Origin of the sequence: Glycomyces arizonensis DSM 44726, assembly GCF_000482705.1 — a bacterium.
GTDB lineage: Bacteria > Actinomycetota > Actinomycetes > Mycobacteriales > Micromonosporaceae > Glycomyces > Glycomyces arizonensis.
Genome location: NZ_AXWO01000008.1, coordinates 90,489 through 114,898 on the forward strand (window position 1 = coordinate 90,489; position 24,410 = coordinate 114,898).

Genomic DNA, 24,410 nt, shown 5'->3' on the forward strand with positions numbered 1-24,410 from the left:
AGCCTTCCTGTGCGGTCACCACTGCACGCGCAGTGCGGCGGTGAGGACGAGTGCGACGGCCAGTTGGAGGACCAGCCAGGGGCGCGGGCGGGGCAGGGCGCATCCGGCGAGGAGCACCAGCGGCATGAACGGCTGCCAGATCCGCTCGGTCTCGGACGAGGACATGCCCGAGACGTCGGCGACGGCGACGGCGGCGAGGCACGAGCCGACGACGATCCACATGCGCCGCTCCCGCAGGCGGGCGAGGGCGACGGCGGTCGCCGGGCCGAGCGCGAGCGCGAACACCGCGGGGTTGGCGATGAGGAAGTACCAGTAGCCGCGTGCTGTGGCCACGCCCGCGTAGTAGCGCTCGCGGGTGGTCGTCAGTCCGTCGAGCCACCAGTAGCCCCACAGCAGCGGGGCGAGGACCACCAGGCCTGCCAGTGCGCCGCCCGCGACGAGGACGCCCCAGCGGCGGCGCCAGAGCGCGACGGCGATGACGGGGATGACGAGCAGGCCGCTGGAGAACGACAGCATGAGCCCGGCCCCGGCGAGCAGCCCCCCGGCGGCGGTCAGCACGGCGGCCTTCGCGCCGGTGCGGTTCGTGGCGAGGATGAGGCAGGCGACGGCGGTGAGGGTGACGCCGCCGAAGACGATGTCGGCGTTGCTGTGCCAGAACGCGGCGGGCGCGACGACGAGGAAGGGCGCGGCGCGGCGGGCGAGGCGCTCCCCCGCGACGTCGCGGGCGATCGCCAGGGCGGCGAGCACCGCGGCGGCGACGGCGAGCGAGATGACGGTGTTCTCGAACAGCAGGCCCTTCAGGCCGACCTGCGCGGCGGCCCAGAGGAACAGGACCAGGCCGGGCGGGTGCGACTGGAGGTGGACGGGGAAGTCGTTCGTCGACTGGATGCCGGTGTACGTCTCCAGGAACGGGCCGACGCCACCGGCGTCGTCGACGTAGTGAATCGGCTCGCCGTAGTTGCGGTGCAGGTCCTCCCACGTGCCGGGGTGGGAGTGGGCGTAGGCCAGGGCGAGACCGAAGGCGATCGCGGCGAGCGCGGTGGCGAGCGCCGCCCAGCGCCAGCGCCACCGGGCGGCGACGGCGGGCAGGAAGGCGATGATGAGCGCGCCCACTGCCGCCGGGACGAGCAGGTGGGCCCCGAAGTGCCACTCCCAGCGGCCGTACAGGGGGATCGCGCCGAGCGCGAGGTGCTCCTCGGTGACCGCGTCCTTGTACTGGCCGAGCCTCCACACGACGGCGAGGAGCAGGGCCCAGCCCGCGAGGACGGAGGCGGTCAGGACCGCCGTGCGCCGATCGGTCACCGGACGCCCCCGGCGGGGAGGCGGACGGTGAAGCGGCAGCCGCGCCCGGCGTTGGCGACCGCGACGGTGCCGCCGTGGGCCTCGATGAGGCCGCGGGTGATGGCCAGGCCGAGGCCGCCGCCGCGCTCGTCCCTCTGGCGGGCCTCGTCGCCGCGGAAGGCGATGTCGAACACGCGCGGCAGGTCGGGCTCGGGGATGCCGCCGCATTCATCGGTGATGTGCACGAGCGCCGCGCCGTCTGCGCCGTCCGCCTCGATGAGGACGGTCCCGCCGGGAGGGGTGTGCCTGACGGCGTTGTCGAACAGGTTGTCCAGGGCGCGGCAGAACTCGCGGGCCGAGACCTCGACGGGCGGCGTCGGTGCGAGGCGCTCGACCACGGTGACGCGCTTGACGTCGGCGGCGGCGCTGGCTCCGGCGAGCGAGTCGGCGACGGCGTCGCACAGGTCGACCTTCTCGGCGCCGAGCCGGAGCGAGCCGCTGTTGATGCGGGAGAGTTCGAACAGGTCGTCGACGAGCGCGGTGAGGCGTTCGGCGTCGGTGCGGATCTGGGCGTGGTAGCGCTTGACGGTGGCGTCGTCGTCCACGACGTCGTCGTCGAGCGCCTCGGCCATGGCTCTGATCGTGGCGAGTGGGGCGCGCAGGTCGTGGGAGACCCAGGCGATGAGCTCGCGCCTGGACGATTCGAGGGCGCGTTCGCGCCTCTGGGATTCCTCCAGGCGGCGGGAGACGTCGGCGAGCTCGCCCGCGAGGGCGGCCAGTTCGCCGGGACCGGTGACGGCGGGCGCGCGCTCGGCGCTGATGCGGCCGTCGCGGCCGACCATGGTGCGGGCGTAGGCGCCGACCTGCTGGGCGCCGGCGCCGATGTCGTCGCCGAGCTGCCAGGCCGCGCCGAAGGCGACGCCGGAGGCGACGATGAACACGACAAACAGGAGCACGAGATCGTGCAGGGAGATGAACATGGCCAGCGCGGCGGTGACGACGCCGGTGGCGGCCACCAGGACCGAGGAGAGCGCGACGGTCATGGTCTGGACGCGGGCGGGGCGGCGGCGCAGGCGGCGCAGCACGAGTCCTCCGGCGATGCCCGCGGCGGAGGAGGCGACGGCGGCGATGCCGATGAGGACGGCGATGTCCTGCGGCGGGAAGTCGAAGGCGACCGCGAGGGCGGCGGCCGCGGCGAGCGCCACGGCGAGGATGAGCAGCGAACCGGCCCGGCGGCGCATCAGGCCTCCCACCGGTAGCCGACGCCGCGGACGGTCGTGAGGTGGAGCGGCGCGGAGGCGTCGTCCTCGATCTTCTCGCGCAGTCGGCGGACGTGGACGGTGACGGTGGAGGTGTCGCCGATGCGCCAGCCCCACACGGTCTCCAGGAGCTCCTCGCGGCGGAAGGCCCGGCCCGGGTTGGTCAGGAAGCACACGAGCAGGTCGTACTCCTTGGTGGTGAGCGTGACGGTCTCGCCCTTGCGGCGGACCTCGTGGGCGGTCGTGTCGATCTCGATGCCGCCGCCGGTGAGGAGCTCGGCGACGGCGCCGCCGCGGGAGCGGCGCAAGACGGCGCGGACGCGGGCGGCGAGCTCGCCGGGCGAGAACGGCTTGGTGACGTAGTCGTCGGCGCCGAGGTCGAGCCCGGTGATGCGGTCGTTCTCCTCGCCGAGCGCGGTCAGCATGACCACGGGGACGGCCGTGGCCCGGCGCAGGCGGCGGCAGACCTCGAAGCCGTCCATGCCGGGCATCATGAGGTCGAGGACGACGAGGTCGGGGAGGGTGGCGAGGGCGCGGCGCAGGCCGGTCTCGCCGTCGGGGGCGTAGTCGACCTCGAAGCCTTCGCGGCGGAGATAGCGGGCGACGACGTCGGCCAGCGCGGGGTCGTCGTCGACGACCAGTACGCGCGGGTCGGCTTCGGAGTTCATGGGAATACCTTGACCGATCTGGGAGCGCCCCGTCTTCCTTTGGGCCGAGACTTTCGAAGACCGTAAGGTTTTCCCGGCCTCGCCCGGGCCGCCCGAAACGTACCATCGCTTCCATGCAGCGGACGCATCTCCTCGTCATGGCGAAGGCGCCAGTGCCCGGCCGGGTCAAGACCCGGCTCACCCCCGAGCTGACCCCGGCCGAGGCCGCGGAGGTGGCGGAGGCGGCGCTGGCCGACACGCTGGAGGCGGTCGCGGGGTGCGGGGCCGAGCGGCGCATCGTCGCGCTCGACGGCGAGCCGGGTCCCTGGCTGCCCGAGGGTTTCGAGGTGGTCGAGCAGGTCGGGGGCACGTTCAACGAGCGGCTGGCCGCCGCCTGGGCGGCCGCGGGCGGCCCGGGGCTCCAGATCGGCATGGACACGCCGCAGGTGACGCCGAAGCTGCTCGACGCCTGCCTCGCGGTGGTCGCGGGCGGCGGGTACGAGGCGGCGCTGGGGCTGGCCGAGGACGGCGGCTGGTGGGCCCTGGGCATGGCCGAGCCGCACCCGGACGCGTTCCGGGACGTGCCGATGAGCGAGTCCGACACCGGGCTGCTCCAGCAGAAGCAATTGCACGCCTTGGGATTGACCGTGGCGGACCTGCCGCTGCTGCGGGACCTCGACGACGCCGAGGACGCCTTGGCGATCGCGGCGCTGGCGCCCGGCACCCGCACCGCGCGGCGGGTCGGCGCGCTGCTGGGCGGCTCCGATGGCGCCGAGACGGCTGCGGTGGACGTGGTGCTGCCGGTGCTGAACGAGCGCGAGGCGCTGCCGTGGGTGCTGGAGCGGATGCCGGAGGGGTACCGGCCGATCGTGGTCGACAACGGCTCCGACGACGGCTCGGCCGCCCTGGCCGCCGAGCTCGGCGCCGAGGTGGTGCGCGAGTCGCGGCGCGGCTTCGGCTCGGCCTGCTACGCGGGGCTCGCCGCGTCGAGCGCGGCGGTGGTGGCGTTCATGGACTGCGACGCCTCGCTGGACCCCGGTGACCTGCCGAAGGTGTGCGCGCCGGTCCTGGGCGGCGAGGCCGATCTCGTGCTCGGCGCTCGGCCGCCGGAGGCGCTGGCGCCGCACAGCCGGATCGCGAACCGGTATCTGGCAGGGCGGGTGCGCCGCCACTGCGGCGTGCGCGCCACCGACATCGGGCCGATGCGGGCCGCGCGGCGCGAGGCGCTGCTGGGCCTGGGGATCACCGACCGGCGCTCGGGCTGGCCGCTGGAGATGGTGCTGCGGGCCGGGGACGCCGGGTGGCGGATCGCCGAGCTGCCGGTCCCCTACCGGCCGAGAGTGGGCAGGAGCAAGGTCACCGGCACGGTCGGCGGGACCCTCCGCGCCGTCAAGGACATGCGCGCGCAGCTGGCACGGGCCCGCCGGGCCGCACGCGAACGATGAGGAACGAGAAGGGAACACGCGATCGTGAGCGATGCGATAGTGAGCGACGAGGTGCTGAGCGAGGGGTACCAGCCGCGGGCCGACGTCGGCGTCTTCGGCGGGACCGGGTTCTACAGCCTGACCGATGAGGCGGAGACCTTCGAGGTCGAGACGCGCTGGGGCGAGCCGAGCGCGCCGGTGACCATCGCGACGGTCGAGGACGCCGAGGGCGAGGAGCCGGTGCGGGTGGCGTTCCTCCCCCGTCACGGCGTCGACCACCGCTTCCCGCCGCACCGGGTGAACTACCGGGCCAATGTTGAGGCCATGCGGCTGCTCGGGGTGCGGGCGCTGCTCTCGCCGTTCGCCGCCGGGTCGCTGCGCCCGGAGATCAGGCCGGGCGACTTCGTGGTGTGCGACCAGATCGTCGACCGCACGTGGGGGCGTCCGTCCACCTTCTACGACGAGTTCGAGGACGGGCCGGTCCACGCGCCGTTCGCCGAGCCCTACGACCGGGTGCTGCGCGGGGTGCTGCTGGAGGCGGCCGCCGAGGTCGGCGTGACCGCCCACGACGGCGGCACGGTGGTGGTCGTGGGCGGGCCGCGCTTCTCCAGCCGCGCCGAGTCCGAGTGGCACCGGGCGGCGGGCTGGCACGTGGTGAACATGACGCAGTCCCCCGAGGCGGCGCTGGCGATGGAGGCCGGGATCCCGTTCGCGGGGATCGCGCTGGTCACCGACTACGACGCGGGGCTCGAAGGGCACCCGGACGTCGAGCCGGTGACGCAGGAGGCGGTGTTCGCGGTGTTCGAGGCGAATCTGGGCAAGGTGCGGGAGCTGCTGGACGCGGCGATCCCGCGCCTGGCGTGAAGGCGCACCGCGCGGCACCGTTATCGAATCGTCACGGTGCGGGGGCTTGACGCGGCACGGAACTGTATCGGTAAAGTTTCTCTCGCCATACCGATGCCGTTCGACATGTTCTCGGTAACCCGTTCTCGGTGGCCCGAGTCGTGCGCAGCGCAGCGCGGGTCCGAGCGGCCGCGGTCCTCCCCCGGACAACCGCATCGCCCGGACCGGCGGCGGACGATGTCGACAGCGCTCTGAAAGACCACGCACTGAGAGACAACGCACTGAGAAGGGTGTACCCATGCCTCACAACGTCGTACCGGCGGTCGTCAACGTGGACCTCACCGGCCCCCGGATCAACCGGCACATCTACGGCCACTTCGCCGAGCACCTGGGCAGGTGCATATACGGCGGGTTCTACGTCGGCGAGGACTCCGACATCCCCAACGAGGGCGGCATCCGCCTCGACGTCGTGGAGGCGCTGCGGGCCCTGGACATCCCGAACCTGCGCTGGCCGGGCGGGTGCTTCGCCGACGAGTACCACTGGAAGGACGGCATCGGCCCCAAGGCCGACCGGCCGGTCATGGTCAACACGCACTGGGGCGGGGTCGAGGAGAACAACCACTTCGGCACCCACGAGTTCATGGCCCTGTGCGAGCTGCTCGGCGCCGAGCCGTACATCGCGGGCAACGTCGGCTCGGGCACCGTCCGGGAGATGAGCGAGTGGGTCGAGTACCTCACCCGCGACGGCGACTCGCCGATGGTGCGGCTGCGCAAGGCCAACGGGCGCGAGGAGCCGTGGAAGGTCAAGTACTGGGGGCTCGGGAACGAGGCGTGGGGCTGCGGGGGCAACATGACCGCCGAGCACTACGCGAACGAGGCCCGCCGCTACGCCGTCTACTCCCGCAGCTACGGCGACAACAAGCTCTACAAGATCGCCGCCGGGGCCTCGGACTTCGACTACCACTGGACCGAGACGCTCATGAAGCAGCTGGGACACCTGGGCTGCCAGCGGGCGAACAACTCGATGTACCAGGCGGTCTCGGTGCACTACTACACCATCGAGGGGACCTGGGCCGACAAGGGCGCGGCGACCGAGTTCGACACCGACCAGTACTACACCACGATGCGCAAGGCCGCCCGCGTCGACGAGCTGCTCACCGGGCACGCCAACGTCATGGACTGCTACGACCCGACCGGGGAGATCGGCATCGTCCTCGACGAGTGGGGCACGTGGTGGAACGTCGAGCCGGGCACCAACCCCGGGTTCCTGTACCAGCAGAACACCATGCGCGACGCCCTGGTGGCGAGCCTCCACTTCGACGTGTTCCACCGGCACGCCGACCGGCTCGTCATGGCGAACATCGCGCAGACAGTCAACGTGCTGCAGGCGATGATCCTGACCGACCCCGACTCGAAGGCCCTGGTGCTCACCCCGACCTACCACGTGTTCGCGATGAACAAGGGCCACCAGGACGCCGACAGCCTGCGCGTCGACCTCCCCGAGGGCGCGCCTGGACGGGACGTCGACGGCGAGGAGCTGCGGACGGTGTCGGTCTCGGCCTCCCGCAAGGACGGCCGGGTCCTGTTCTCGCTGTCGAACCTCGACGCCGAGGCCGCCGTCGAGGTCGAGCTGGACCTGCGCGGCGGAGCGGTCGGCGAGACCGCCTCGCGGATCCTGACCGCCGAGGCGCTCGGGGCGCACAACACGCCCGAGACGCCCGAGGCCGTCGCGCCGCGCGAGCACGAGGGCGTGACGCGGACCGAGCGCGGCCTGCGCGTCCACCTGCCCGCGCACTCCTTCGTCACCGTCGAGGCGCCGCTGGCGTGAACGAAGGCGAGGGGCGGACGCCCGCCCCTCGCCGAATGGTCCTAATCGGAGCTGAACGCCGAGTCGAAGGACGACTCGGGCCGGTCGAAGGCGAGGTCGCGGACGAAGCCGACCGCTTCGGCCGCGCCGCGAAGCCGGTCCATCCCGGCGTCCTCCCATTCGATCGAGATCGGTCCGGCGTAGCCGATCGCGTTCAGCACCCGGAAGCAGTCCTCCCACGGCACGTCGCCGTGCCCGGTGGAGACGAAGTCCCAGCCGCGCCGCGGATCGCCCCACGGCAGGTGCGAGGACAGGCGGCCGTTGCGCCCGTCGAGGCGGCGCCGCGTGTCCTTGCAGTCGACGTGGTAGATGCGGTCGCGGAAGTCCCACAGGAACGCCGCGGGGTCGATGTCCTGCCACACCATGTGGCTGGGGTCCCAGTTCAGGCCGAACGCGGTGCGGTGGCCGACCGCTTCGAGCGCCCGGTGGGTCGACCAGTAGTCGTAGGCGATCTCGGAGGGGTGGACCTCGTGGGCGAAGCGCACGCCGACCTCGTCGAAGACGTCCAGGATCGGGTTCCAGCGCTCGGCGAAGTCGTCGTAGCCGGCCTCGATGGTCTCCTCGTCGACCGGCGGGAACATGGCGACGTACTTCCAGACCGCCGAGCCGGTGAAGCCGATGACGGTGTCGACGCCGAGCTTCGCGGCGGCCCGGGCGGTCGTCTTGATCTCCTCGGCGGCGCGCCGGCGGACGCCTTCGGGATCGCCGTCGCCCCACACGTGGGCGGGCAGGATCGCCCGGTGGCGCTGGTCGATCGGGTCGTCGCAGACGGCCTGGCCGACGAGGTGGTTGGAGATGGCCCACAGGCCGAGGCCGTGCGATTCGAGGACGGCCTTGCGCTCGGCGACGTACTCGTCGTCGGTGGCGGCGCGGCGGACGTCGAGGTGGTCGCCCCAGCAGGCGATCTCGAGGCCGTCGTAGCCCCAGCCGGAGGCCAGGCGGCACAGCTCATCGAACGGCAGGTCCGCCCACTGGCCGGTGAACAACGTGATGGGTCTAGGCATCGGTGAGGCTCCTCAGATGTCTCAGTCCGTCGGTGGCGATGGCGTCCTGCGTGGGCGCCAGCGGCCGCCAAACGGACGCGGCGGTGGCGATGGTCGCATTGTGCGCGGTGAACGACTCGATGACAAGCGGTCCGGCGTATCCGGCCGCATCGAGTGCGCTCAGGATCGCGGACCAGTCGATGTGGTCGTTCCCGGGCGCGCCGCGGTCGTTCGCGCTCACCTGGACGTGGCCGATGCGCCCCGCGGCGCGCCCGATCGCGGCCGCGAGGTCGGTCTCCTCGATGTTCATGTGGTAGACATCCAGGGCCAGCGCGCACCCGGCCAGGCCGTCCAGGGCTTCGAGGGCCTGGTCGACGGTGTTGATCAGGCTCGTCTCGTAGCGGTTGAGCGGTTCGACGGCGACGGTGACGCCGCGTTCGGCCGCGTAGTCGGCCACGGGCGCGAGGTGCTCGCGCAGTTCGCGGTAGGCCGCCGCCCGGTCGTCGACGCGCCAGGTGCGGCCGACCGAGGCGTAGGCCGGTCCGGCGATGACCGGCGAGCCGACGGCCGCCGCGGCGTCGACGACGCCGCGCAGGTAGTCCTGCGTGGCCGCGACGACGTCATCGGCGGCGGCGACGAGTTCGCGTCCGGGGCCCATGACGAGGACGACGGTGGCCTCCAGGCCGAGCTCGCCGAGCAGCTCGGCGGCCCGGCCCGGATCCCAATCGCCGAGGTCCTCCACGGGCAGTTCGATCGTGTCGAAGCCCCATCCGCGGATCCTCGGAGCGAGCCGGGCCAGGGCCTCGTCGTCGAGCGGCGAGGCCCAGACCCACGTGTTGACGCCGATGGCGCGGCTCAACGGTCCCGCCAGGCGTCGGGGAAGCCCGGCAGGTCCTCGCCGCCGAACTTGGCGTAGTGCAGCGAGGGCATGTCGGCGTTGCGTTCGAGGTAGTCGTCGAGTTCGGCCTCGGTGATCGGCTCCTGCGGCAGGACCCACTCGGCGGGGACCTGCTCGCCGTTCAGGATCATCGTGGCGGCCAGGACGGGCGTGCGCCACTGGAAGTTGGAGTAGACCGGGGCGAGCGCGGTCATGCCGGTCTCCTTCCACTTGCGCATGAACGACAGCTCGTCCTCGCCGGTCATGACCGGGTAGGGCTTGCCGGCGTCCTCGAAGGCCTCGATGGCGGCCACGGCGCCGTCGCCCGCGTCCATCCAGATGCCGTCGACGTCGCCGCGCTGGAGGTACTGGGTGACGATGTTCTTGATCTCGGCGGCGTCGCCGCCGGTGAACTCGTCGCCGAGGATCTCCAGTTCGGAGTCGCCGAAGATCTCCTGGGCGGCGGCCCAGCGGTGTTCGAGGACGTCGACGCCGGGCAGGATGCGCAGCGCGAGCACCTTCGAGCCCGGTTCGAGGTTGTCGACGAGGAACTCGGCGGCGTCGGCGCCGAAGGCGTAGCCGCCGATCGGGTGGATGAAGGTGACGGCGCAGTCGGTGTTGACGCCGCGGTCGAAGACGACCACCGGGATGCCCGAGGCGCACGCGGCCTCGACGGCGGGGGTCAGGGTCGCGGTCGTCGACGGGGAGATGATGAGCGCGTCGCACTCGCCGGAGTCGATGAACGCCTGGATGTCGGAGATCTGCTGCTCGTCGTCGTCGGCGGCGTCGGAGTGGCGGAACTCGCCGATCTCGCCGGCGTCCTGGAGGACCTTGACCTGCTGCTGCATGGTGATCCAGCCGGTGACGCGCCACGGGTTGGAGACCGAGGCGTTCGAGAAGCAGACGGTGGCGTCGCCGCCTTCGCGCGCGAACTCGGCCGTGTCGATCCATTCGGGCTCGATGGCCTGGAGCCAGGGCGTGGCAGGGTCGCCCTCGGGTTCGATGTCGCGCTGGGCGAGCTGCTCCTCGTAGTCGGCCTGGACGAACCAGTCGCCCTCGGCGGCGTCGGTGGCCTCGTCGGTGGTCTCGGGTTCTTGGATCTCGTCGGTGGTGCAGCCGACGGTCAGCAGCAGCCCTGCGGCTGCGGCCGACGCGAGGGCCAGGCGGGTGGTCTGCATGGTGCGGAACCTTCTTCTCATGAGGGATCGGCGTTCACGGTTGCGGTTGCTGCGACGGGCCGGCGGGTCCTGCGCCAGGCGGCGTAGGCGACGGCGGCGATGATGATGGCGCCCTGCACAGAGGGCCGGATCGATGCGGGTAGGAACATCTGGTTGAACAGGGTGAACAGGGCTTCGAGGGTGAGGGCTCCGGCCATCGCCGCGACGACCGAGCCGCGGCCGCCGCCGAGGACGACGCCGCCGAGGACGACCGCGGTGATGACGGTGAACTCCATGCCCTCGCCCACTTGGGCGCTGACTCCGGCGTAGCCGCCGATGAGGAGGCCCGCGACGGTCGCCGACAGTCCCGAGAAGACGAACGCGACCGTGCGGACGGTGCCGGTGCGGGCGCCGGAGAGCTCGGCGGCGAGGTCGTTGTCGCCGGTGGCGACGAGGATGCGGCCGAAGCGGGTGCGCATGAGCCAGATCGCGGCGGCCCCGGCACCGAGCATGATGAGCACCGCCCAGGGGATCTCGCCGATCAGCGGCACCCCTTCGATGCCGCGGCGTCCCGGGCCGCGGAAGGCCTCGGACAGGCTGCCGGTGGGCGCGCCGCCGGTCCACAGCCGGATGGCGCCGTAGAGCACGAGCATCATGCCGAGGGTGGTGATGAACGACTGGACCTTCAGGGCGGTGGTGATGAGTCCGTTGACCAGGCCGACGCCGAGCCCGAACAGGAGCATGACGCCGAGGACGGGGAGGGTCCGGGACTCCTCGCCGTCGATGAGCTTGGCGGCGATGACGACCTGGGCGCCGACGAGGGCGCCGACCGAGAGGTCGAAGTTGCCCGAGACGATGACGAAGTACTGCCCGGCGGCGAGGATCACCAGCGGCGCGGCCTGCTTGAGGAAGGCCATCAGCGAGGGCCACTCGAAGAAGCCGGGGTTGATGAAGGCGACGGCGATGAAGATGGCCGCCAGCAGGGCGAAGACGGTGCCGGTGCCGCCGCCGATCAGGGCGGCCGAGGCGGTGCGGAGGTGTCGCATCACGGCCTCCCCGTGCCCGCGCCGGTGGTAGCAGCGTCGAAGCGCGGTCTTCGGGCGGTGCGGCCGAGCTGGCGGCGGGCGTAGATGGCGACGGCGGCGATGATGATCGCGCCGCGCAGGACGTCCTTGGCGAACGGGTTGATCTGCATGACGTTGAAGACGGTGTCGAGGACGGCCAGGATCAGGACTCCGGCGACGGTCCCGGCGATGCCGCCCCTGCCGCCGAGGAGCAGGGTGCCGCCGAGGACGACCGCGGCGATGGCGTCCAGTTCGTACAGGTTGGTGTAGGACTCGGCCGAGCCGGTGCCGAAGCGGGCGGCCAGGAGGAGCCCGGCGGTCCCGGCGGCCATGCCGCACAGGACGTGGGCGGCCATGAGCACCCGCTTGGTGCGCACGCCGGACATGCGGGCGATGTCGATGTCCCCGCCGACGGCGTACATGTGGTGGCCGGTGCGCGTCGAGCGCAGGAACCAGATCCCGGCGGCGGCGAGGGCGAGCATCACGATCGTCGAGATCGGGAGGAACGCGACGCGGGTGTAGCCGAACTGCTGGAACAGGGCGGGCACGTCGCCGGCCGGTCCCTTGTACCGGGTGTCGAGGTAGCCCTTGATGATCAGGCCGACCCCGAGGGTGGCGATGAAGGGGTTCACGCCGAGGAAGGCGACGACCGCGCCGCCCGCGGCGCCGATGAGGCCGGAGACGAGCAGGGCGGCGGCGACGCCGAGGACGATGCGGCCCGGGTCGCCGTCCATGGTGGTGGCCGCGACGAGGCTGGACAGGGCGGCGGTGTAGCCGACCGACAGGTCCAGGGAGCGGCACAGGATGACCAGGGTCATGCCGATGGCGAGGAACCCGGTCAGGCTCGTGCGGGTGAACATGTCCACGAGGTTGGCCGTGGAGAACAGGTTGCCGCCGTCCATGGCTACCGCGGCGCCACCGACGGCGACGACTCCGGCGAGGGCGAGGTAGATGAGGGCGGTGGTGTCGAGTCGGCGCGGGCTCATGCCGGGCTCCGTCCGGTGGCGTAGGCCATCACCTGCTGCTCGGTGGCCCCGGCGGGGAGCTCGCCGGCGATGCGGCCGTCGTGGAGGACGACGATGCGGTCGGCCAGGCCGATGACCTCGATGAGCTCGGAGGTGATGAGCAGGACGGCCAGGCCCTCGGCGGCGAGGGAGCGGATGGCCGAGTACAGCTTGTGCTTGGCGCCGACGTCGATGCCGCGGGTGGGCTCGTCGAGGACGATGACGCCCGGCTCGGCGGCGAGCCATTTGGCGACGACGACCTTCTGCTGGTTGCCGCCGGAGAGGTACTGGACCTCCTGGTCTCCGCCTTGGGACACGAGGTCGAGGCCGGAGAGGACGCCGTCGATGCGGGCGAGCCGCTCGCGGGAGTGGACGCGGGCGTTGGCATCGAGGACCATGCGCGCGTTGGCCTTCACGGACTGGTTCAGGGCCAGGCCCTGGGCCTTGCGGTCCTCGGTGACCAGGGCGAGCCCGGCGGCGATGGCCTTGCGGGGCCCGGTGATCCGCTTCGGAGCGCCGTCGACGGCGACGGTGCCGCGGGTGAACGGTGTGATGCCGAAGACCGCCTCGGCGACCTCGGTGCGGCCCGAGCCCTGGAGCCCGGCGAGGCCGACGATCTCCCCTGCGCGGACTTCGAGGTCGATGCCGTCGACATGGGCGTTGCCGCCGCCTTCGACGCGCAGGCGGACCTCGCCGGTCTCGGTGCCGGGCAGCGGTTCGGGGAAGACCGCCTCGATGCGGCGGCCGACCATCGCGGTGACCAGTTCGTCGGGGGTGATGTCGGGGGTGTCGACGGTGGCGACGCGCTCGCCGTCCTTGAGGACGGTGATGCGGTCGCACAGGTCGAAGATCTCGCGGAGCCGGTGGGAGACGTACAGGACCGACACGCCCTTGTCCCGCAGGCGCTCGACGAGCCGGTAGAGCAGTTCGACCTCGGCGTCGGCGAGGGCGGCGGTGGGCTCGTCCATGCAGATGAGGTCCGCGCCCTGGGACATGGCTCTCGCGATCTCGACGATCTGCCGGCGCGGGACCGAGAGGGTCCCCGCCTTCGCGGCGGGGGCGAGGTCGTCGACGCCGAGGTCGGCCAGGAGCTCGGCGGTGCGCTCGGCCATGGCGCGCCGGTCGATCAGGCCGCGGCGCCTCGGCTCGCGTCCGAGGTGGAGGTTCTCGGCGACGCTGAGCTCGGGCAGGAGGTTGAACTCCTGGAAGACGGTGGCGATCCCGGCGTGCTGGGCCTGGAGGGGATGGGTGAAGGAGACGGCGCGGCCGTGCAGCTCGATGGTGCCGGCGTCGGCGGTGTGGACGCCGGCGAGGATCTTCATGAGCGTGGACTTGCCGGCGCCGTTCTCCCCCACCAGGGCGTGGACCTCTCCCGGCTCTATGTCGAGGTCCACTGAGCGGAGTACGGGGACGCCGAGGAAGGCTTTGTCGATGCCGCGCATGGCGAGCACCGGGGACGGGCTCATGCGGGCACCTCCACCCAGTCTCGGCGGTGCGCGGAGGCGGCGACGGCCTCGGCGATGCGGGCGGCCCGCAGGCCGTCGGCGAAGACGGGGAGCCCGTCGGGGGCCGGGTCGCCGGTGACAGTGCCCGCGATGGCGGCGCGGGTGTCGGCGATGAAGTCGTTGAAGCAGTCCTGGTAGCCCTGGGCGTGGCCGGCGGGGACGCGGGCGAGGCGGGCGGCGTCGGGGCTGAGCGTCTCGGGGTCGCGGACGAGGACGGCGCTGGCGTCGCGGCCGCCGAACCAGAGCGTCTCGGGCTGCTCCTGGTCGAAGGCGACGGTGGCGTCCGAGCCGGAGACTTCGAGGTAGAGCCGGTTCTTGCGGCCCGCCGAGACCTGGCTGACCACGGTGGAGCCGATCATGCCGCCGCTGGTGGCGAACTGGAGGGTGACGATGTCCTCGGTGGCGACCTCGCGGCCGCCGCGGGTCTCGTTGGCCTTGGCGAGCTGGGCCGAGACGGCGCGGATGCGGTCGCCGGTGACGAATTCGAGCAGGTCGCACCAGTGGGAGCCGATGTCGCCGAAGGCCCGCAGGGCCCCGCCCTTGTCGGCGTCGACGCGCCAGTTGTCGTCCTCGGGCCGCAGGAGCCAGTCCTGGAGGTAGGAGCCGTGGGCGAGGGTGAGGCGGCCGACCTCGCCCGCGGCGACGCGGGCGCGGGCCTCGCGGACCATCGGGTGGAAGCGGTAGACGAACGGCACCGCGGCGACCACGCCGGCCTCGCGGGCGGCGTCGGTCATGGCCTGGGCGGTGGCGGCGTCGGTGGCCAGCGGCTTCTCGCACACCACGTGCCTGCCCGCCTCGATGGCGGCCAGGGCGAGGGGGGCGTGCAGGTGGTTGGGGGTGCAGATGTGGACGACGTCGGCGGCGGCGATGAGCTCGTCGACGTCGTCGAAGACCTCGGCGGCCCGGAGCGAGTCGGCGGCCTCGCGGGCCCGCTCGGGACTCGACCCGGCGATGCCCGCCACCTGGCCGCCCGCGACGGCGATGGCGTGGGAGTGGACCCGTCCCATGAAGCCGGTGCCGATGATCGCGGCCCGGTAGGTCGTCGGCCTGCTGATTGTGACTGGAGCCATAGGGTGAGCCTAGGACCGACTTATGACATCGGTCAAGCAAAAGTTGTGCGTCGTTACATAATAGTGACGTTCTTTCTCAGGTTCACTCGGTGTGATTCACTAGTGCTGTGACAGATGATTCGCCCGCACCGCGCCGACCGGCCGCTTCGACCCCGACCGGAGCGGGCACGCTGCTCCGGTTGCTGCGCGACGGCACGCCCCGGACCCGCTCCGAGCTGTCCTCGCTCACCGGCCTCGCGCGGTCCACCGTCACCGGGCGGATCGACGCCCTGCTGTCCGCGGGCCTCATCGCCCCTTCGGGGGAGACCGCCTCCACCGGCGGCAGGCCCCCGGCCACCTTCGCGTTCAACCCCGGCGCCCGCCTCACCCTCGGCGCCGACCTCGGCGCCACCCACGCCAGGCTCGCCGTCACCGACCTCGCCGGAGCGGTCCTGGCCCAGGCCAACGCCGACCTCGACATCGCACTCGGGCCCGAGGCCGTGCTGGACTGGGTGATCGACCGCGGGCACAAGCTCCTGGAGGAGGTCGGGCGGCCCGCCGAAGACCTGCTCGGCATCGGCATCGGCCTGCCGGGCCCGGTCGAGCACTCCACCGGGCGCGCGGTCAACCCGCCGATCATGCCCGGCTGGGACGGCTTCGACGTCCCCGACTACGTCATGCGCCGTATCGCCGTCCCGGTGCTGGTGGACAACGACGTCAACATCATGGCGCTCGGCGAGCACTTCGCCGCCTGGCCCGACTCGGAGCACCTGCTGTTCATCAAGGCCGCCACCGGCATCGGCTGCGGCATCATCGCCGGGGGCCGGGTCTACCGGGGCGCGCAGGGCGCGGCCGGGGACATGGGGCACATCAAGGTCTCCGGCGCGGACGAAGCGCACTGCCGCTGCGGGAACACCGGCTGCCTCGAGGCCGTGGCCTCGGGCGCGGCCATCGCCGCGAAGCTCACCGAGCAGGGCGTCAAGGCGAGCGGCTCGCTCGACGTCGTCGAGCTCGCCCGCTCCGGCTCGGTCCCGGCGCTGCGGCTCATCAGGCAGGCCGGGCGCGACATCGGCGAGGTCCTGGCCGGGGCCGTCAACTTCTTCAACCCGTCCATCATCGTCATCGGCGGCTCCCTCGCTCTGGCGGGCGACCACCTCATCGCCGGGGTGCGGGAGGTCATCTACCAGCGGTCGCTCCCGCTGGCCACCAGGCACCTGCGGATCGCCGCCGCGCGCACCGGCGAGACCAGCGGCGCGATCGGGGCGGGCGTCATGGTCATCGAGCACGCCCTGGACCCCGACCGCGTCGACGCGCTGCTGCGCTGAGCCCCGGCTCGGTTCAGCGCCGCAGCAGGGCGGACGGGCGCTGCCAGGCGTGCTCGCCCAGCAGCGACATCGCCGCCGGGAGCAGGACGCCGCGCACGACCGTGGCGTCGATGAGGATCGCCAGCGCCATGCCCAGGCCGAGCATCTTGTACTCCACGGCCGAGAGGGTCACGAACACCGAGAACACGCCGGTCATGATGAGCGCGGCGCTGCTGACCACCCCGGCGCTCGCGCCGACGCCGCCGACGATCGCCCGGCGCGGCGGCTCCCCCGCGAGGTGCCGCTCGCGGATGCGGCTGAGGACGAAGATGTGGTAGTCCATGCTCAGTCCGAACAGGATCACGAACATGAACAGCGGAATCCAGCTGACCACGCCCCCGTACGAGGTGAAGCCCAGCAGCGACTCCAGGTGGCCGTCCTGGAACACCCACACCAGGACGCCGCAGGCCGCGCCGATCGACAGCAGGTTGAGCACGATCGACACCAGCGGGATCGTCCACGAGCGGAACGCCACGGCGAGCAGGAGGAACGCCAGGACCAGGATGAAGGCGATCACGAGCGGCGCGCGGGCGCCGACCTGCTCGGCGAAGTCGTGCGGCAGCGCGGTCTTGCCGGTGACGGCGACCTCGGCGCCGTCCACCGCCCCGACGGTGGCCGGGATCGCCTCCGAGCGGAGGTAGTCGAGCGCGGCCTCGGCCTCGGGGTCGGTGATCGCACCGTCCAGCGGCACGCGGACCACCACGGCGCCGCCGTCCTCGACGGCCGTGATCGGCTCCAGCAGCGGGCCGTCGCCGTCCGCGAGATCGTGGAGGCCCTCGATCGCGGCCTCCACCGCGGCCCGGTCGAGCGCGGCGTCGCCCGATGGCGCGACGACGACCCGCGCGGCGGTGGCCGAGCCGGGGAACGCCTCCTGCATCGCCGAGGCGGCGTCCACCGCCGCGGAGGCGCCGGGCGGCAGGCTCGCGGTGACGGCGGCGTCCTGGAGGCGGATGCCGATCACCGGCGTGGCGGCGACGAGGAGCACCAGCGCGGTGAGACCGCCGGTGAGCAGCGGATTGTCCGCGACGGCACCCGCCAGGCGGGACCAGACGCGGGAGGGCCGGGCCGCGATGCGGCGCTTCCCGAGCCAGGGGATCCGGGCGGTGTCGACGCGGCGCCCGAGGGCGGACAGGAGCGCCGGGAGCACGGTCACCGAGCCGAGCACGGCCAGGCCGACCACGAGCATAGTGCCGATCGTAAGTCCTTTGAGGACGTCGATGCCGATGAAGAGGAGGCCGACCATGCAGACGATGACCGTCAGGCCCGAGGCGACGATGGCGTGCCCGGAGGTGCGGGCGGCCGTGCGGAGCGCCTCCTCGGCCTCGCGCCCGGCGGCGCGCTCCTCGCGGACGCGGCGCAGGTAGAACAGCGAGTAGTCGATGCCGACGGCCATGCCGATGATGAGCACGATCGCCGAGGCGGCGCTGTTGAACGGCACCCAGTGGCCGAGCAGGGCGATCAGGCCGAAGGCGCCCGCGACACTGGTGGCGGCGAGCAGCAGCGGCAGCCCGGCGGCGACGAGCGAGCCGAAGACCGCCAGCAGGATGAGGATCGTGACCGGCAGCGACGTGGTCTCGGCGCGCCGCATGTCGTCTTGGATGCCCTCGTCGACCGCGCCGGAGAGGCTGCTGTCGCCCGCCTGGAGGAGCTCGACGCCCGGGTGGCGGTCCTGGACGGCGGCGACGGCGTCGAGCACCGTCTCGTAGTGAGCGCCGTATGCCTCGTCTGGGCCCAGGATCTCGAAGGTGACCAGGCCGGAGGCGCCGTCGGCAGCGATCCAGCGGTCGCCGTCCTCGCTCAGCGGGGAGCCGATCCCGGACACCGCCTCGGGCGCGGCCTCGAGCGCGGCGACGAGGTCCGCGGCGGCGCCGGTCAGCTCGGGGTCCTCGGTGAACGGCCCGGCGCCGTCGGCGCGAACGAGGACGTTCTCGCGGACGGCGTAACCGTCGCCCGCGGCGTCGAGCATCCGCTCGGCGACCCCCGCCTCACCGGGATCGACGGCACGGGCCCCGTCGCCGAGCGGCAGCGCGCCCGACAGGACGGCGAGCGCCACCAGGGCGAGCCAGCCGGTGACGGCCAGCGCCCGGTGCCTGGCCGACCAGTCGGCGACGGCGGCGACCACGCCCGGTCTGGCTCGCGGCGGGCCTTCCCGATCGACGGGAGGGCGGGGGTCCAGTTCGCTTTCGTGCAGCACGATCTGCTTTCCTGTTCTCGTGGGGGCCGTTCCTGCGGAACTCGCCTGCGGCGAGGTGGTCCGTCTCCCTTGCCCGGGCCGTCGAGTTGCCGCTCGGCGGTCCGGGATCGTCTCCAGGGGTGTGTCGGTCGCTCGGCGCTATTCCACGACCCTGAGCATGTCCTCGATCGTTTCGCCCTTGGTCTTGATCTGGGCGAGTTCGCCCTTGATCTCCTCCAGCTGCCGCTCGAGGTGCTCGCGGCCGGCGACGGCGGACTCGGCGAGTCTCTTGTACTCGTCCTCGCGCGCGAGCTTCGCCTTCGCGCGCACGGTGATCGCGAACTGCCAAATGATCGAGAGCACCACCGAGATGACCAGGACGAACAGTCCTATGGCGCCTATGATCTCCGCCCATGCGTGCTCACTCATCAAAATGGTCCCTTCTAGACGGTCAAAGTGGCGGAGGCGCGTTCGACGCGCTCCGGGGTCAGGTGCACCGAGAACGGCACCACTTCGTAGAAGTTCATGGCCTTGCCGTCGTCGGACACCTCGAGTTGCGAGGTGACCAGGCCGGCCGCTTCGAGCTTCTTGAGGTGGACCTGGAGCAGTGCTCGGCTGATGCCCAGGTCGCGCGCCAGTTGGCTCACGTAGTTGCGGCCGCCCGCCAGCGCGGCGACGACCCTCATGCGGTGGGGGCTGGCGAGGGTCGCCAGCATCGCGACCAGGTCGTCGCCGGTCGGCGCGTCATCGTCCATTCCAACCTCCTGCCAAATAATGTTAGCAGGTGCCTCTGGCGATTTGCACGGGAGGCGGGATCGGGGGTGCCGTTAGGATGCACCGGTGGACGCAGAATGCACCGAGACCATGACCATGATCGCCATGGCGACCGCGCGGCTCATCGCCGACGTCGCGGGGATGTCCGACGGAGAGCTGCGGGCGCCCTCGCAGCTCGAGGGGTGGACGAGGGACCGCGTCGCCACCCACGTCGCGCGCTCGGGCGACGCGATGTGCGCGATGCTCGCATGGGCGCGGACCGGCGAGGGCGTGCCGGGCTATGCGAGCGCCGAGGAGCGCGAGGCCGGGATCGAGGCCGGGGCCGGGCGCTCGGCAGCGGAACTGGCCGCCGACCTCGCCGGCTCCGCCGCCAGGTTCACCGCCGAGGTCGAGGAGATGACCGATGACGCCTGGGACGCGGTGATCGAGACTTCCACGGGCGCGACGATCCCCGCGCGCGAGATCCCGGCCCGCCGCCTGGTCGAGGTCGAGCTGCACCACACCGACCTCGGCATGGGGTACCGCCCCGCGGACTGGACGCCGGGCTTCGCCGAGATGGAGCTCGGCGAGCCGATGCGCACGTGGAGGGCCGACCGCGCGGACCGGTGAACGGCCGCGGCCCGCCCTCCGAAGAGGACGGGCCGGTGTCGTCGCGGGTGTTCCGATCGTTGCGGGGGTCGCCGCAGAGGATTACACCGTTCTCGACATATCCTGGCTTATCGCCTGAGGGATCGCCCCGCTCAGCGGCCCCGGGTGAGGAGGCGGCGGGTCTCTGCGCGGCGGCCCCAGGCGATGAAGACGAAGAACACGAGCAGGATCAGGGGCGTGGCGACGGGGAAGTAGCCGTCCACGATGAACGCGTTGGTGTAGGCGGCGCCGATCATCAGCAGGGCGAGGCCGATCGCGGCCAGGCCCGAGAGGCGCGGGATCACCAGGCCGACGCCGCCGGCGAGTTCGAGGAGGCCGACGAAGATCCGGAACCAGTCGCCGGCGCCGATGAGGTCGAAGCCCTCGACGGCGTCGGACTGGCCGAGCAGCTTCGGCGCCGCCGAGGCGAAGACGAAGAAGGCGCCGAGGAATCCTTGCAGCACCCACAGGACGATGTTCAGGGCGCGTCCGGGCTTCGCGACGGCAGTGGCGGTGCTTTCAGTGGTCATGACGGGTCGTTCCTTCCAGGAGCGGGGTATGGAATGTCGGTACCCGTAATGACGAGGCCGCGCCCCGGAATTCATCGCTCCCGCGGAACGATCGGCGAAATCCTAGTGGGAGTCGCCCGGCCCCACGCCGGAGCTCCTGCCCACGGCCAGGTCCGACAGGCGCCGCAGCGACTCGCGGTTCCGCGGGGCCAGCAGGCGCGCCTGGAACTCGGCGGGGGCCAGGCCGATCGGCCCGCGCACCGCCCGCTCGATCATCCCGATCCTGGTCTCCTCCTCGCCGAGGGCCTCCAGTTCGAGGCGGACGCGTGCCGCCCCGATGGGCCAGAGCCTGGCGTCGAGCACGAGCAGGCGGGGCCGCTCCTCCACGACCACCTCGGTGACGTCGTCGAGGTGCAGCGGCCAGGGCCCGACGCTGTGGTGGATCATCGTGCCCGGCGCGGGCCAGTCGCGGTCGACGGCGCGCACGTGCGAGGCGCCGACCACCCAGTTCGGATAGTTCCAGCCGTCGGCGAGGATCGCGAAGACGTCCTCCCGCGACGCCGGGATGTCCACGGTGACGTCGGGTTCGCTTCGGTCGCTCATCTCGCGCCCTCCTTGCCGTACAGCATCCGGTTGCACGCGCCGACGGCGGCGCGGTAGGGGCCGCCCGCGCGGCCGTTCCGGGCGAGCGCGGCCCGGGCGGCGTTCGCGCCCGGCCCGCCGTGGACGGCGCCGCCCGGATGCGCCGACGCTCCGGCCAGGTACAGCCGGTCGAGCACCGTGTCGGCCCTGCCGGTGCCGGGTACGGGGCGGAACACGAGCTGCTGGTGGACCGCCGCCGAGCCGCCGTTGATCGCGCCGCCGACCAGGTTCGGGTCCATCCGCTCGAGGTCGCGGGGGCCCACGACGGCCCGCTCGCGCACGAGGCCGGTGAAGCCGGGCGCGTGCCGCTCGATCATCTGCTCCATGCGGTCGGCCAGGCGGCGGCTGTCGTCGCCGGTCCAGTCCGTCCCCTGCGGCAGGCGGGTGTAGGCCCACGCGGCCTCGGTGCCCTCGGGCGAGCGGGTCGGGTCGGCGGTGCTCATCTGGCCCATGAGCAGGAGCGGGTCCTCCGGTGTCCGGCCGCTGGCCATCGCGGTGACGTCCTCGGACAGGCCGTCGACGTCGGCGCCGATGTGGACGGTTCCGGCCCGGGCCGCCTCGGGGACCTGCCACGGGATCGGGGCGTCGAGCGCCCAGTCGACCTTGACCGTCGACTGGTCCCATTCGAAGGCGTCCAGGTCGTCGACGAGCCGCCGCGGCAGGTGGGCGGCGCCGATGAGGTCGAGGTACAGCGCGGGCGCGGACACGTCGGCGAGCACGGCCCGGCGGGCGCGGACCGGCTCGCCGTCGGCGTCGCGGACGCCCACGGCCCGGCCGCGCGCGTGCAGGACCTTCGCGACCGGCCTGCGGCACTCGATCCTGCCGCCGCGGGACTCCAACCGGGACACCAGCGCGTCGGTGAGGCTGCCCGCCCCGCCCTCGGGGACGGGGAAGCCGAGGTCCTGGCCGATCATGCACAGCAGCCAGCCGAAGCATCCGCTGCCGGCCTGGTCGGGGCCGAGGCCGCTGTGCATCGCGTTGCTCGCCAGCAGCGCCCGGGCCCCTTCGCCCGCGAACCGCTCCGCGCCCAGGCGGCGGGAGGGCAGCGTCAGCATCCTCACCAGGCGCAGCGCCTCGCCGGCGCCGAGCGTGCGCAGCAGCCGCGAGGCGGCCCTGACAGGCGGGAAGGGGCGCAGCAGCAGGTCCATGAAGGGCTTGCTGATGCGCCGCCAGCGCTCGTACTCGTCCCGCCAGGCCTCGGCGTCGCCCGGCGCGAAGGCGGCGAGCGAGGCCGCGGTGGTCTCGAGGTCGGACGAGAGCAGGGCGGCCCGGCCGTCGGGCAGGACGTGCGCGAGCACCTCGGGCGCGCGCCGCCACCGCAGCCCCCACTGCTCCAGTTCGAGCTCGGCGATCACCGGCGACGCGGCCGCCAGCGGGTAGAACGCGCTGCACAGGTCGTTGCGGAAACCCGGTGCGGTGGTCTCCTCGGTGCGCACCGCGCCGCCGGGGCGGCCGGCGGCCTCCAGGACGGCCACCTCCCAACCCGCGTCGGCCAGGATGTTGGCGGCGACGAGCCCGTTCGGCCCGGCGCCGATCACCACCGCGTCCACCGTCTCGACGCCCGCCCCCGCACCGGGATCGGCGGGCACGGCACTCCCCCGCTGTGTCACGGCGTTCGATTTCCCTGCCGGGCCGCTCGCAAACCCCGTCGGCGCCGCCCGGGGTACCGGCGCGCGTCGCTGGGTATCCGTTTTCGCATGTATGCGCGAGCCGTCATGTATGCACGAATCGGCTGGTACGCCGTCCTCGACGACGTCGAGCGAGCGAGGCGGTTCCTGCACGGTCTGGGCCGAAGCGGCAGCGGCGCCCGCGAGACCGCGAAGCAGGCGCTGAAGGCGGGGCTGGCCGCGGCCGTGGCGTGGGTGCTCGCCGTGTACGTGCTGCATCTGCCGCTGCCGTACGTGGCGCCGTGGACGGCCATGATCATGGTGCGGACCACCGTGTACTGGTCGGTGCTGTCGGCGGGCCGGCAGGTAGCGGCCGTGGTTCTCGGCGTCGTCATGGCGTACCTGGCGGGGGCCGCCCTGCCGACCACGGAGCTCGCGCTGGCCGTCCTGGTGCCGGTCGCATTCCTGATGAGCCGCTGGGACCGGCTCGGCGACCAGGGCATATACGTGCCGTTCACGGCACTGTTCATGGTCACGATCGGGAACCTGGGCGGTGCCTACGTCCTGTCGCGCCTCGGGGAGGCGGCGCTCGGAGTGGCCGTCGGCACCGCGGTCAACCTGCTGATCTTCCCCCCGGTGCGGGTCAGGACCGTCGGCGACGCGGACATGAGTGCCGGCGGCGACATCGGGCAGCTGCTGCGCGACATGGCCGCGGGGATCCGCGACGAGTGGGACGCCGACGACACGAGCGACTGGGTCGACCGCGCCGACCGGCTCGACGACCGCATCTGGGACGTCAGGCAGAAGCTGCGCCGCGGGCGGGAGAGCCTGCGCCTCAACCCCCGGCGGCCGCTGGGGCGGTACAAGAGGGCCGTGGACCGCTACCGGGCCGCGACCGACCTGATGGGCCGCAGCACCGACGCCATCCAGTCCATCGCGGACTCGCTGGACCAGGTCAGCCACGACGACACCCCCTATCGGAAGCTCGATCCCGAGTTCAGCGAGCAGTACGCGAAGGTGCTCGACGCGGCGGCGGACGCGCTCGACGAGCGGCTCGACCGGCTGGTCTCCGACGACCCCGACGCACCGGACGACGATCCGGCCACGGCCGTCCCTTCGAAGGCCCTGGACGTCCTGGAGGGAAACATCAACCCGCGGCTCGCCGAGTCGTCGGCCGCCATCGAGCTCAAGGGCGCGCTGCTCGTCGCCGCCCGCCGGCTCCTGCGGGAGCTGTCGGTGTGACGGCGCGGTTAGGCCGCGGTCCAGCGGGTACGGCTCCAGGACAGCGCCACTTCGATTCGAGGGGGTAGGTCATGGCGCCGGAATCGGACAAGAACACGGAGCAGTCGCGATCGGTCGAGTACGCGCAGAAGATCACGTCGCCCGACGACAAGCCCGAGCACGCGGGGCGTTCGCTGGTGACCACGAACCACGAGGTCATCCACAGATGGGCCGACGACAGGGGGGCCGTGCCCGCCACCGTCCCGGGCACCGAGCACGACGGCAGGCCGGGCGTGCTGCGGTTCGACTTCCCCGGCTACGGCGGCGAGGACCTGCGGCAGGTCTCCTGGGACGACTGGTTCGCGACCTTCGACCAGCGGGGGCTCAACTTCCTCCACCAGCGGGAGACGAAGGACGGCGACCAGAGCAACTTCTTCCGGCTGGAGAACCCGTCGCGCGAGGACGCCTGAGCGGCGGCGCAGCGGGGCAGTGCCGGAGACACCAGAACATCAGAGCCGAGAACGAGGAGAATC

At 72.5% G+C, this 24,410-nt stretch carries 23 protein-coding genes; 7 read left to right on the forward strand and 16 right to left on the reverse strand.

The window, feature by feature from the left end; all coding sequences use genetic code 11:
• Nucleotides 1–15 precede the first annotated feature (15 nt).
• The 3 genes from H613_RS0109730 to H613_RS0109740 are packed head-to-tail and all read right to left on the reverse strand — an operon-like array spanning nucleotide 16 to nucleotide 3,208.
• Complete coding sequence (locus H613_RS0109730) at nucleotides 16–1,302, reverse strand: hypothetical protein (protein ID WP_026923640.1); 1,287 nt, start codon at nucleotides 1,300–1,302, stop codon at nucleotides 16–18.
• Complete coding sequence (locus H613_RS0109735; protein WP_051393180.1) at nucleotides 1,299–2,522, reverse strand: sensor histidine kinase; 1,224 nt, start codon at nucleotides 2,520–2,522, stop codon at nucleotides 1,299–1,301. The genes H613_RS0109730 and H613_RS0109735 overlap by 4 nt, the downstream gene beginning before the upstream one ends.
• Nucleotides 2,522–3,208 carry a response regulator gene (locus tag H613_RS0109740; RefSeq protein ID WP_026923642.1) on the reverse strand — a complete coding sequence of 229 codons (687 nt, stop codon included), beginning with the start codon at nucleotides 3,206–3,208 and terminating at the stop codon, nucleotides 2,522–2,524. Before H613_RS0109740 ends, H613_RS0109735 begins: the two co-directional genes overlap by 1 nt.
• Nucleotides 3,209–3,321: 113 nt before the next feature.
• Here H613_RS0109740 and H613_RS32045 point away from each other — a divergent pair, with 113 nt between their 5' ends.
• From H613_RS32045 to H613_RS0109755, 3 genes are all read left to right on the forward strand, one after another.
• On the forward strand, nucleotides 3,322–4,632 hold the full coding sequence (locus H613_RS32045) for a glycosyltransferase family 2 protein (protein WP_084546499.1): 1,311 nt from the start codon (nucleotides 3,322–3,324) through the stop codon (nucleotides 4,630–4,632).
• A gap of 24 nt (nucleotides 4,633–4,656) precedes the next feature.
• Entirely contained in the window at nucleotides 4,657–5,475 is an 819-nt protein-coding gene (locus H613_RS0109750; protein ID WP_245598516.1) for an MTAP family purine nucleoside phosphorylase, read from the forward strand.
• Between the two features lie 277 nt (nucleotides 5,476–5,752).
• Nucleotides 5,753–7,282, forward strand: coding sequence for an alpha-N-arabinofuranosidase (locus H613_RS0109755; protein WP_026923645.1), 1,530 nt, complete (start codon nucleotides 5,753–5,755; stop codon nucleotides 7,280–7,282).
• 41 nt (nucleotides 7,283–7,323) lie between these two features.
• On the opposite strand, the gene H613_RS0109760 is transcribed toward H613_RS0109755, so the two are convergent.
• From H613_RS0109760 to H613_RS0109790, 7 genes are read right to left on the reverse strand one after another with little or no spacing between them, the layout of a single operon-like run.
• On the reverse strand, nucleotides 7,324–8,325 hold the full coding sequence (locus H613_RS0109760; protein ID WP_026923646.1) for a sugar phosphate isomerase/epimerase family protein: 1,002 nt from the start codon (nucleotides 8,323–8,325) through the stop codon (nucleotides 7,324–7,326).
• Nucleotides 8,318–9,163, reverse strand: coding sequence for a sugar phosphate isomerase/epimerase family protein (locus tag H613_RS0109765; RefSeq protein WP_026923647.1), 846 nt, complete (start codon nucleotides 9,161–9,163; stop codon nucleotides 8,318–8,320). Before H613_RS0109765 ends, H613_RS0109760 begins: the two co-directional genes overlap by 8 nt.
• Complete coding sequence (locus tag H613_RS0109770) at nucleotides 9,160–10,359, reverse strand: substrate-binding domain-containing protein (protein WP_026923648.1); 1,200 nt, start codon at nucleotides 10,357–10,359, stop codon at nucleotides 9,160–9,162. Before H613_RS0109770 ends, H613_RS0109765 begins: the two co-directional genes overlap by 4 nt.
• A gap of 17 nt (nucleotides 10,360–10,376) precedes the next feature.
• Nucleotides 10,377–11,384 carry an ABC transporter permease gene (locus tag H613_RS25655; protein ID WP_051393181.1) on the reverse strand — a complete coding sequence of 336 codons (1,008 nt, stop codon included), beginning with the start codon at nucleotides 11,382–11,384 and terminating at the stop codon, nucleotides 10,377–10,379.
• Nucleotides 11,384–12,388 (reverse strand): ABC transporter permease, encoded by a 1,005-nt coding sequence (locus H613_RS25660; RefSeq protein ID WP_035737322.1) that lies wholly within the window; start codon nucleotides 12,386–12,388, stop codon nucleotides 11,384–11,386. Before H613_RS25660 ends, H613_RS25655 begins: the two co-directional genes overlap by 1 nt.
• Nucleotides 12,385–13,872, reverse strand: coding sequence for a sugar ABC transporter ATP-binding protein (locus tag H613_RS0109785; protein WP_026923649.1), 1,488 nt, complete (start codon nucleotides 13,870–13,872; stop codon nucleotides 12,385–12,387). Before H613_RS0109785 ends, H613_RS25660 begins: the two co-directional genes overlap by 4 nt.
• Nucleotides 13,869–14,981: a Gfo/Idh/MocA family protein gene (locus H613_RS0109790; protein ID WP_026923650.1), complete on the reverse strand. Its 1,113-nt coding sequence runs from the start codon at nucleotides 14,979–14,981 to the stop codon at nucleotides 13,869–13,871. Before H613_RS0109790 ends, H613_RS0109785 begins: the two co-directional genes overlap by 4 nt.
• Nucleotides 14,982–15,088: 107 nt before the next feature.
• Here H613_RS0109790 and H613_RS0109795 point away from each other — a divergent pair, with 107 nt between their 5' ends.
• Nucleotides 15,089–16,285: an ROK family transcriptional regulator gene (locus H613_RS0109795; RefSeq protein WP_026923651.1), complete on the forward strand. Its 1,197-nt coding sequence runs from the start codon at nucleotides 15,089–15,091 to the stop codon at nucleotides 16,283–16,285.
• A gap of 13 nt (nucleotides 16,286–16,298) precedes the next feature.
• Here the strand turns inward: H613_RS0109795 and H613_RS0109800 are convergent, their stop codons facing one another.
• The 3 genes from H613_RS0109800 to H613_RS0109810 form a co-directional block, all read right to left on the reverse strand.
• Nucleotides 16,299–18,518, reverse strand: coding sequence for an MMPL family transporter (locus H613_RS0109800; RefSeq protein WP_245598517.1), 2,220 nt, complete (start codon nucleotides 18,516–18,518; stop codon nucleotides 16,299–16,301).
• Between the two features lie 138 nt (nucleotides 18,519–18,656).
• Nucleotides 18,657–18,926, reverse strand: coding sequence for a hypothetical protein (locus H613_RS0109805; protein ID WP_026923653.1), 270 nt, complete (start codon nucleotides 18,924–18,926; stop codon nucleotides 18,657–18,659).
• A 14-nt stretch (nucleotides 18,927–18,940) separates the two neighbouring features.
• Entirely contained in the window at nucleotides 18,941–19,252 is a 312-nt protein-coding gene (locus H613_RS0109810; RefSeq protein WP_026923654.1) for an ArsR/SmtB family transcription factor, read from the reverse strand.
• 85 nt (nucleotides 19,253–19,337) lie between these two features.
• On the opposite strand from H613_RS0109810, the gene H613_RS25665 reads away from it, so the two are divergent.
• Nucleotides 19,338–19,880 (forward strand): maleylpyruvate isomerase N-terminal domain-containing protein, encoded by a 543-nt coding sequence (locus tag H613_RS25665; RefSeq protein WP_051393182.1) that lies wholly within the window; start codon nucleotides 19,338–19,340, stop codon nucleotides 19,878–19,880.
• A gap of 131 nt (nucleotides 19,881–20,011) precedes the next feature.
• Here H613_RS25665 and H613_RS0109820 read toward each other — a convergent pair whose 3' ends face one another.
• From H613_RS0109820 to H613_RS0109830, 3 genes are all read right to left on the reverse strand, one after another.
• Complete coding sequence (locus H613_RS0109820; RefSeq protein WP_026923655.1) at nucleotides 20,012–20,428, reverse strand: DoxX family protein; 417 nt, start codon at nucleotides 20,426–20,428, stop codon at nucleotides 20,012–20,014.
• A 102-nt stretch (nucleotides 20,429–20,530) separates the two neighbouring features.
• Nucleotides 20,531–21,010, reverse strand: coding sequence for an SRPBCC family protein (locus H613_RS0109825; protein ID WP_035737325.1), 480 nt, complete (start codon nucleotides 21,008–21,010; stop codon nucleotides 20,531–20,533).
• Nucleotides 21,007–22,638: a phytoene desaturase family protein gene (locus H613_RS0109830; protein WP_245598518.1), complete on the reverse strand. Its 1,632-nt coding sequence runs from the start codon at nucleotides 22,636–22,638 to the stop codon at nucleotides 21,007–21,009. The genes H613_RS0109825 and H613_RS0109830 overlap by 4 nt, the downstream gene beginning before the upstream one ends.
• 126 nt (nucleotides 22,639–22,764) lie before the next feature.
• Here H613_RS0109830 and H613_RS29160 point away from each other — a divergent pair, with 126 nt between their 5' ends.
• On the forward strand, nucleotides 22,765–23,898 hold the full coding sequence (locus tag H613_RS29160) for an FUSC family protein (RefSeq protein WP_051393183.1): 1,134 nt from the start codon (nucleotides 22,765–22,767) through the stop codon (nucleotides 23,896–23,898).
• A 71-nt stretch (nucleotides 23,899–23,969) separates the two neighbouring features.
• A complete protein-coding gene (locus tag H613_RS25675; RefSeq protein WP_051393184.1) occupies nucleotides 23,970–24,347 on the forward strand; it encodes a hypothetical protein in 378 nt (125 codons plus the stop codon).
• Nucleotides 24,348–24,410: the final 63 nt, after the last annotated feature.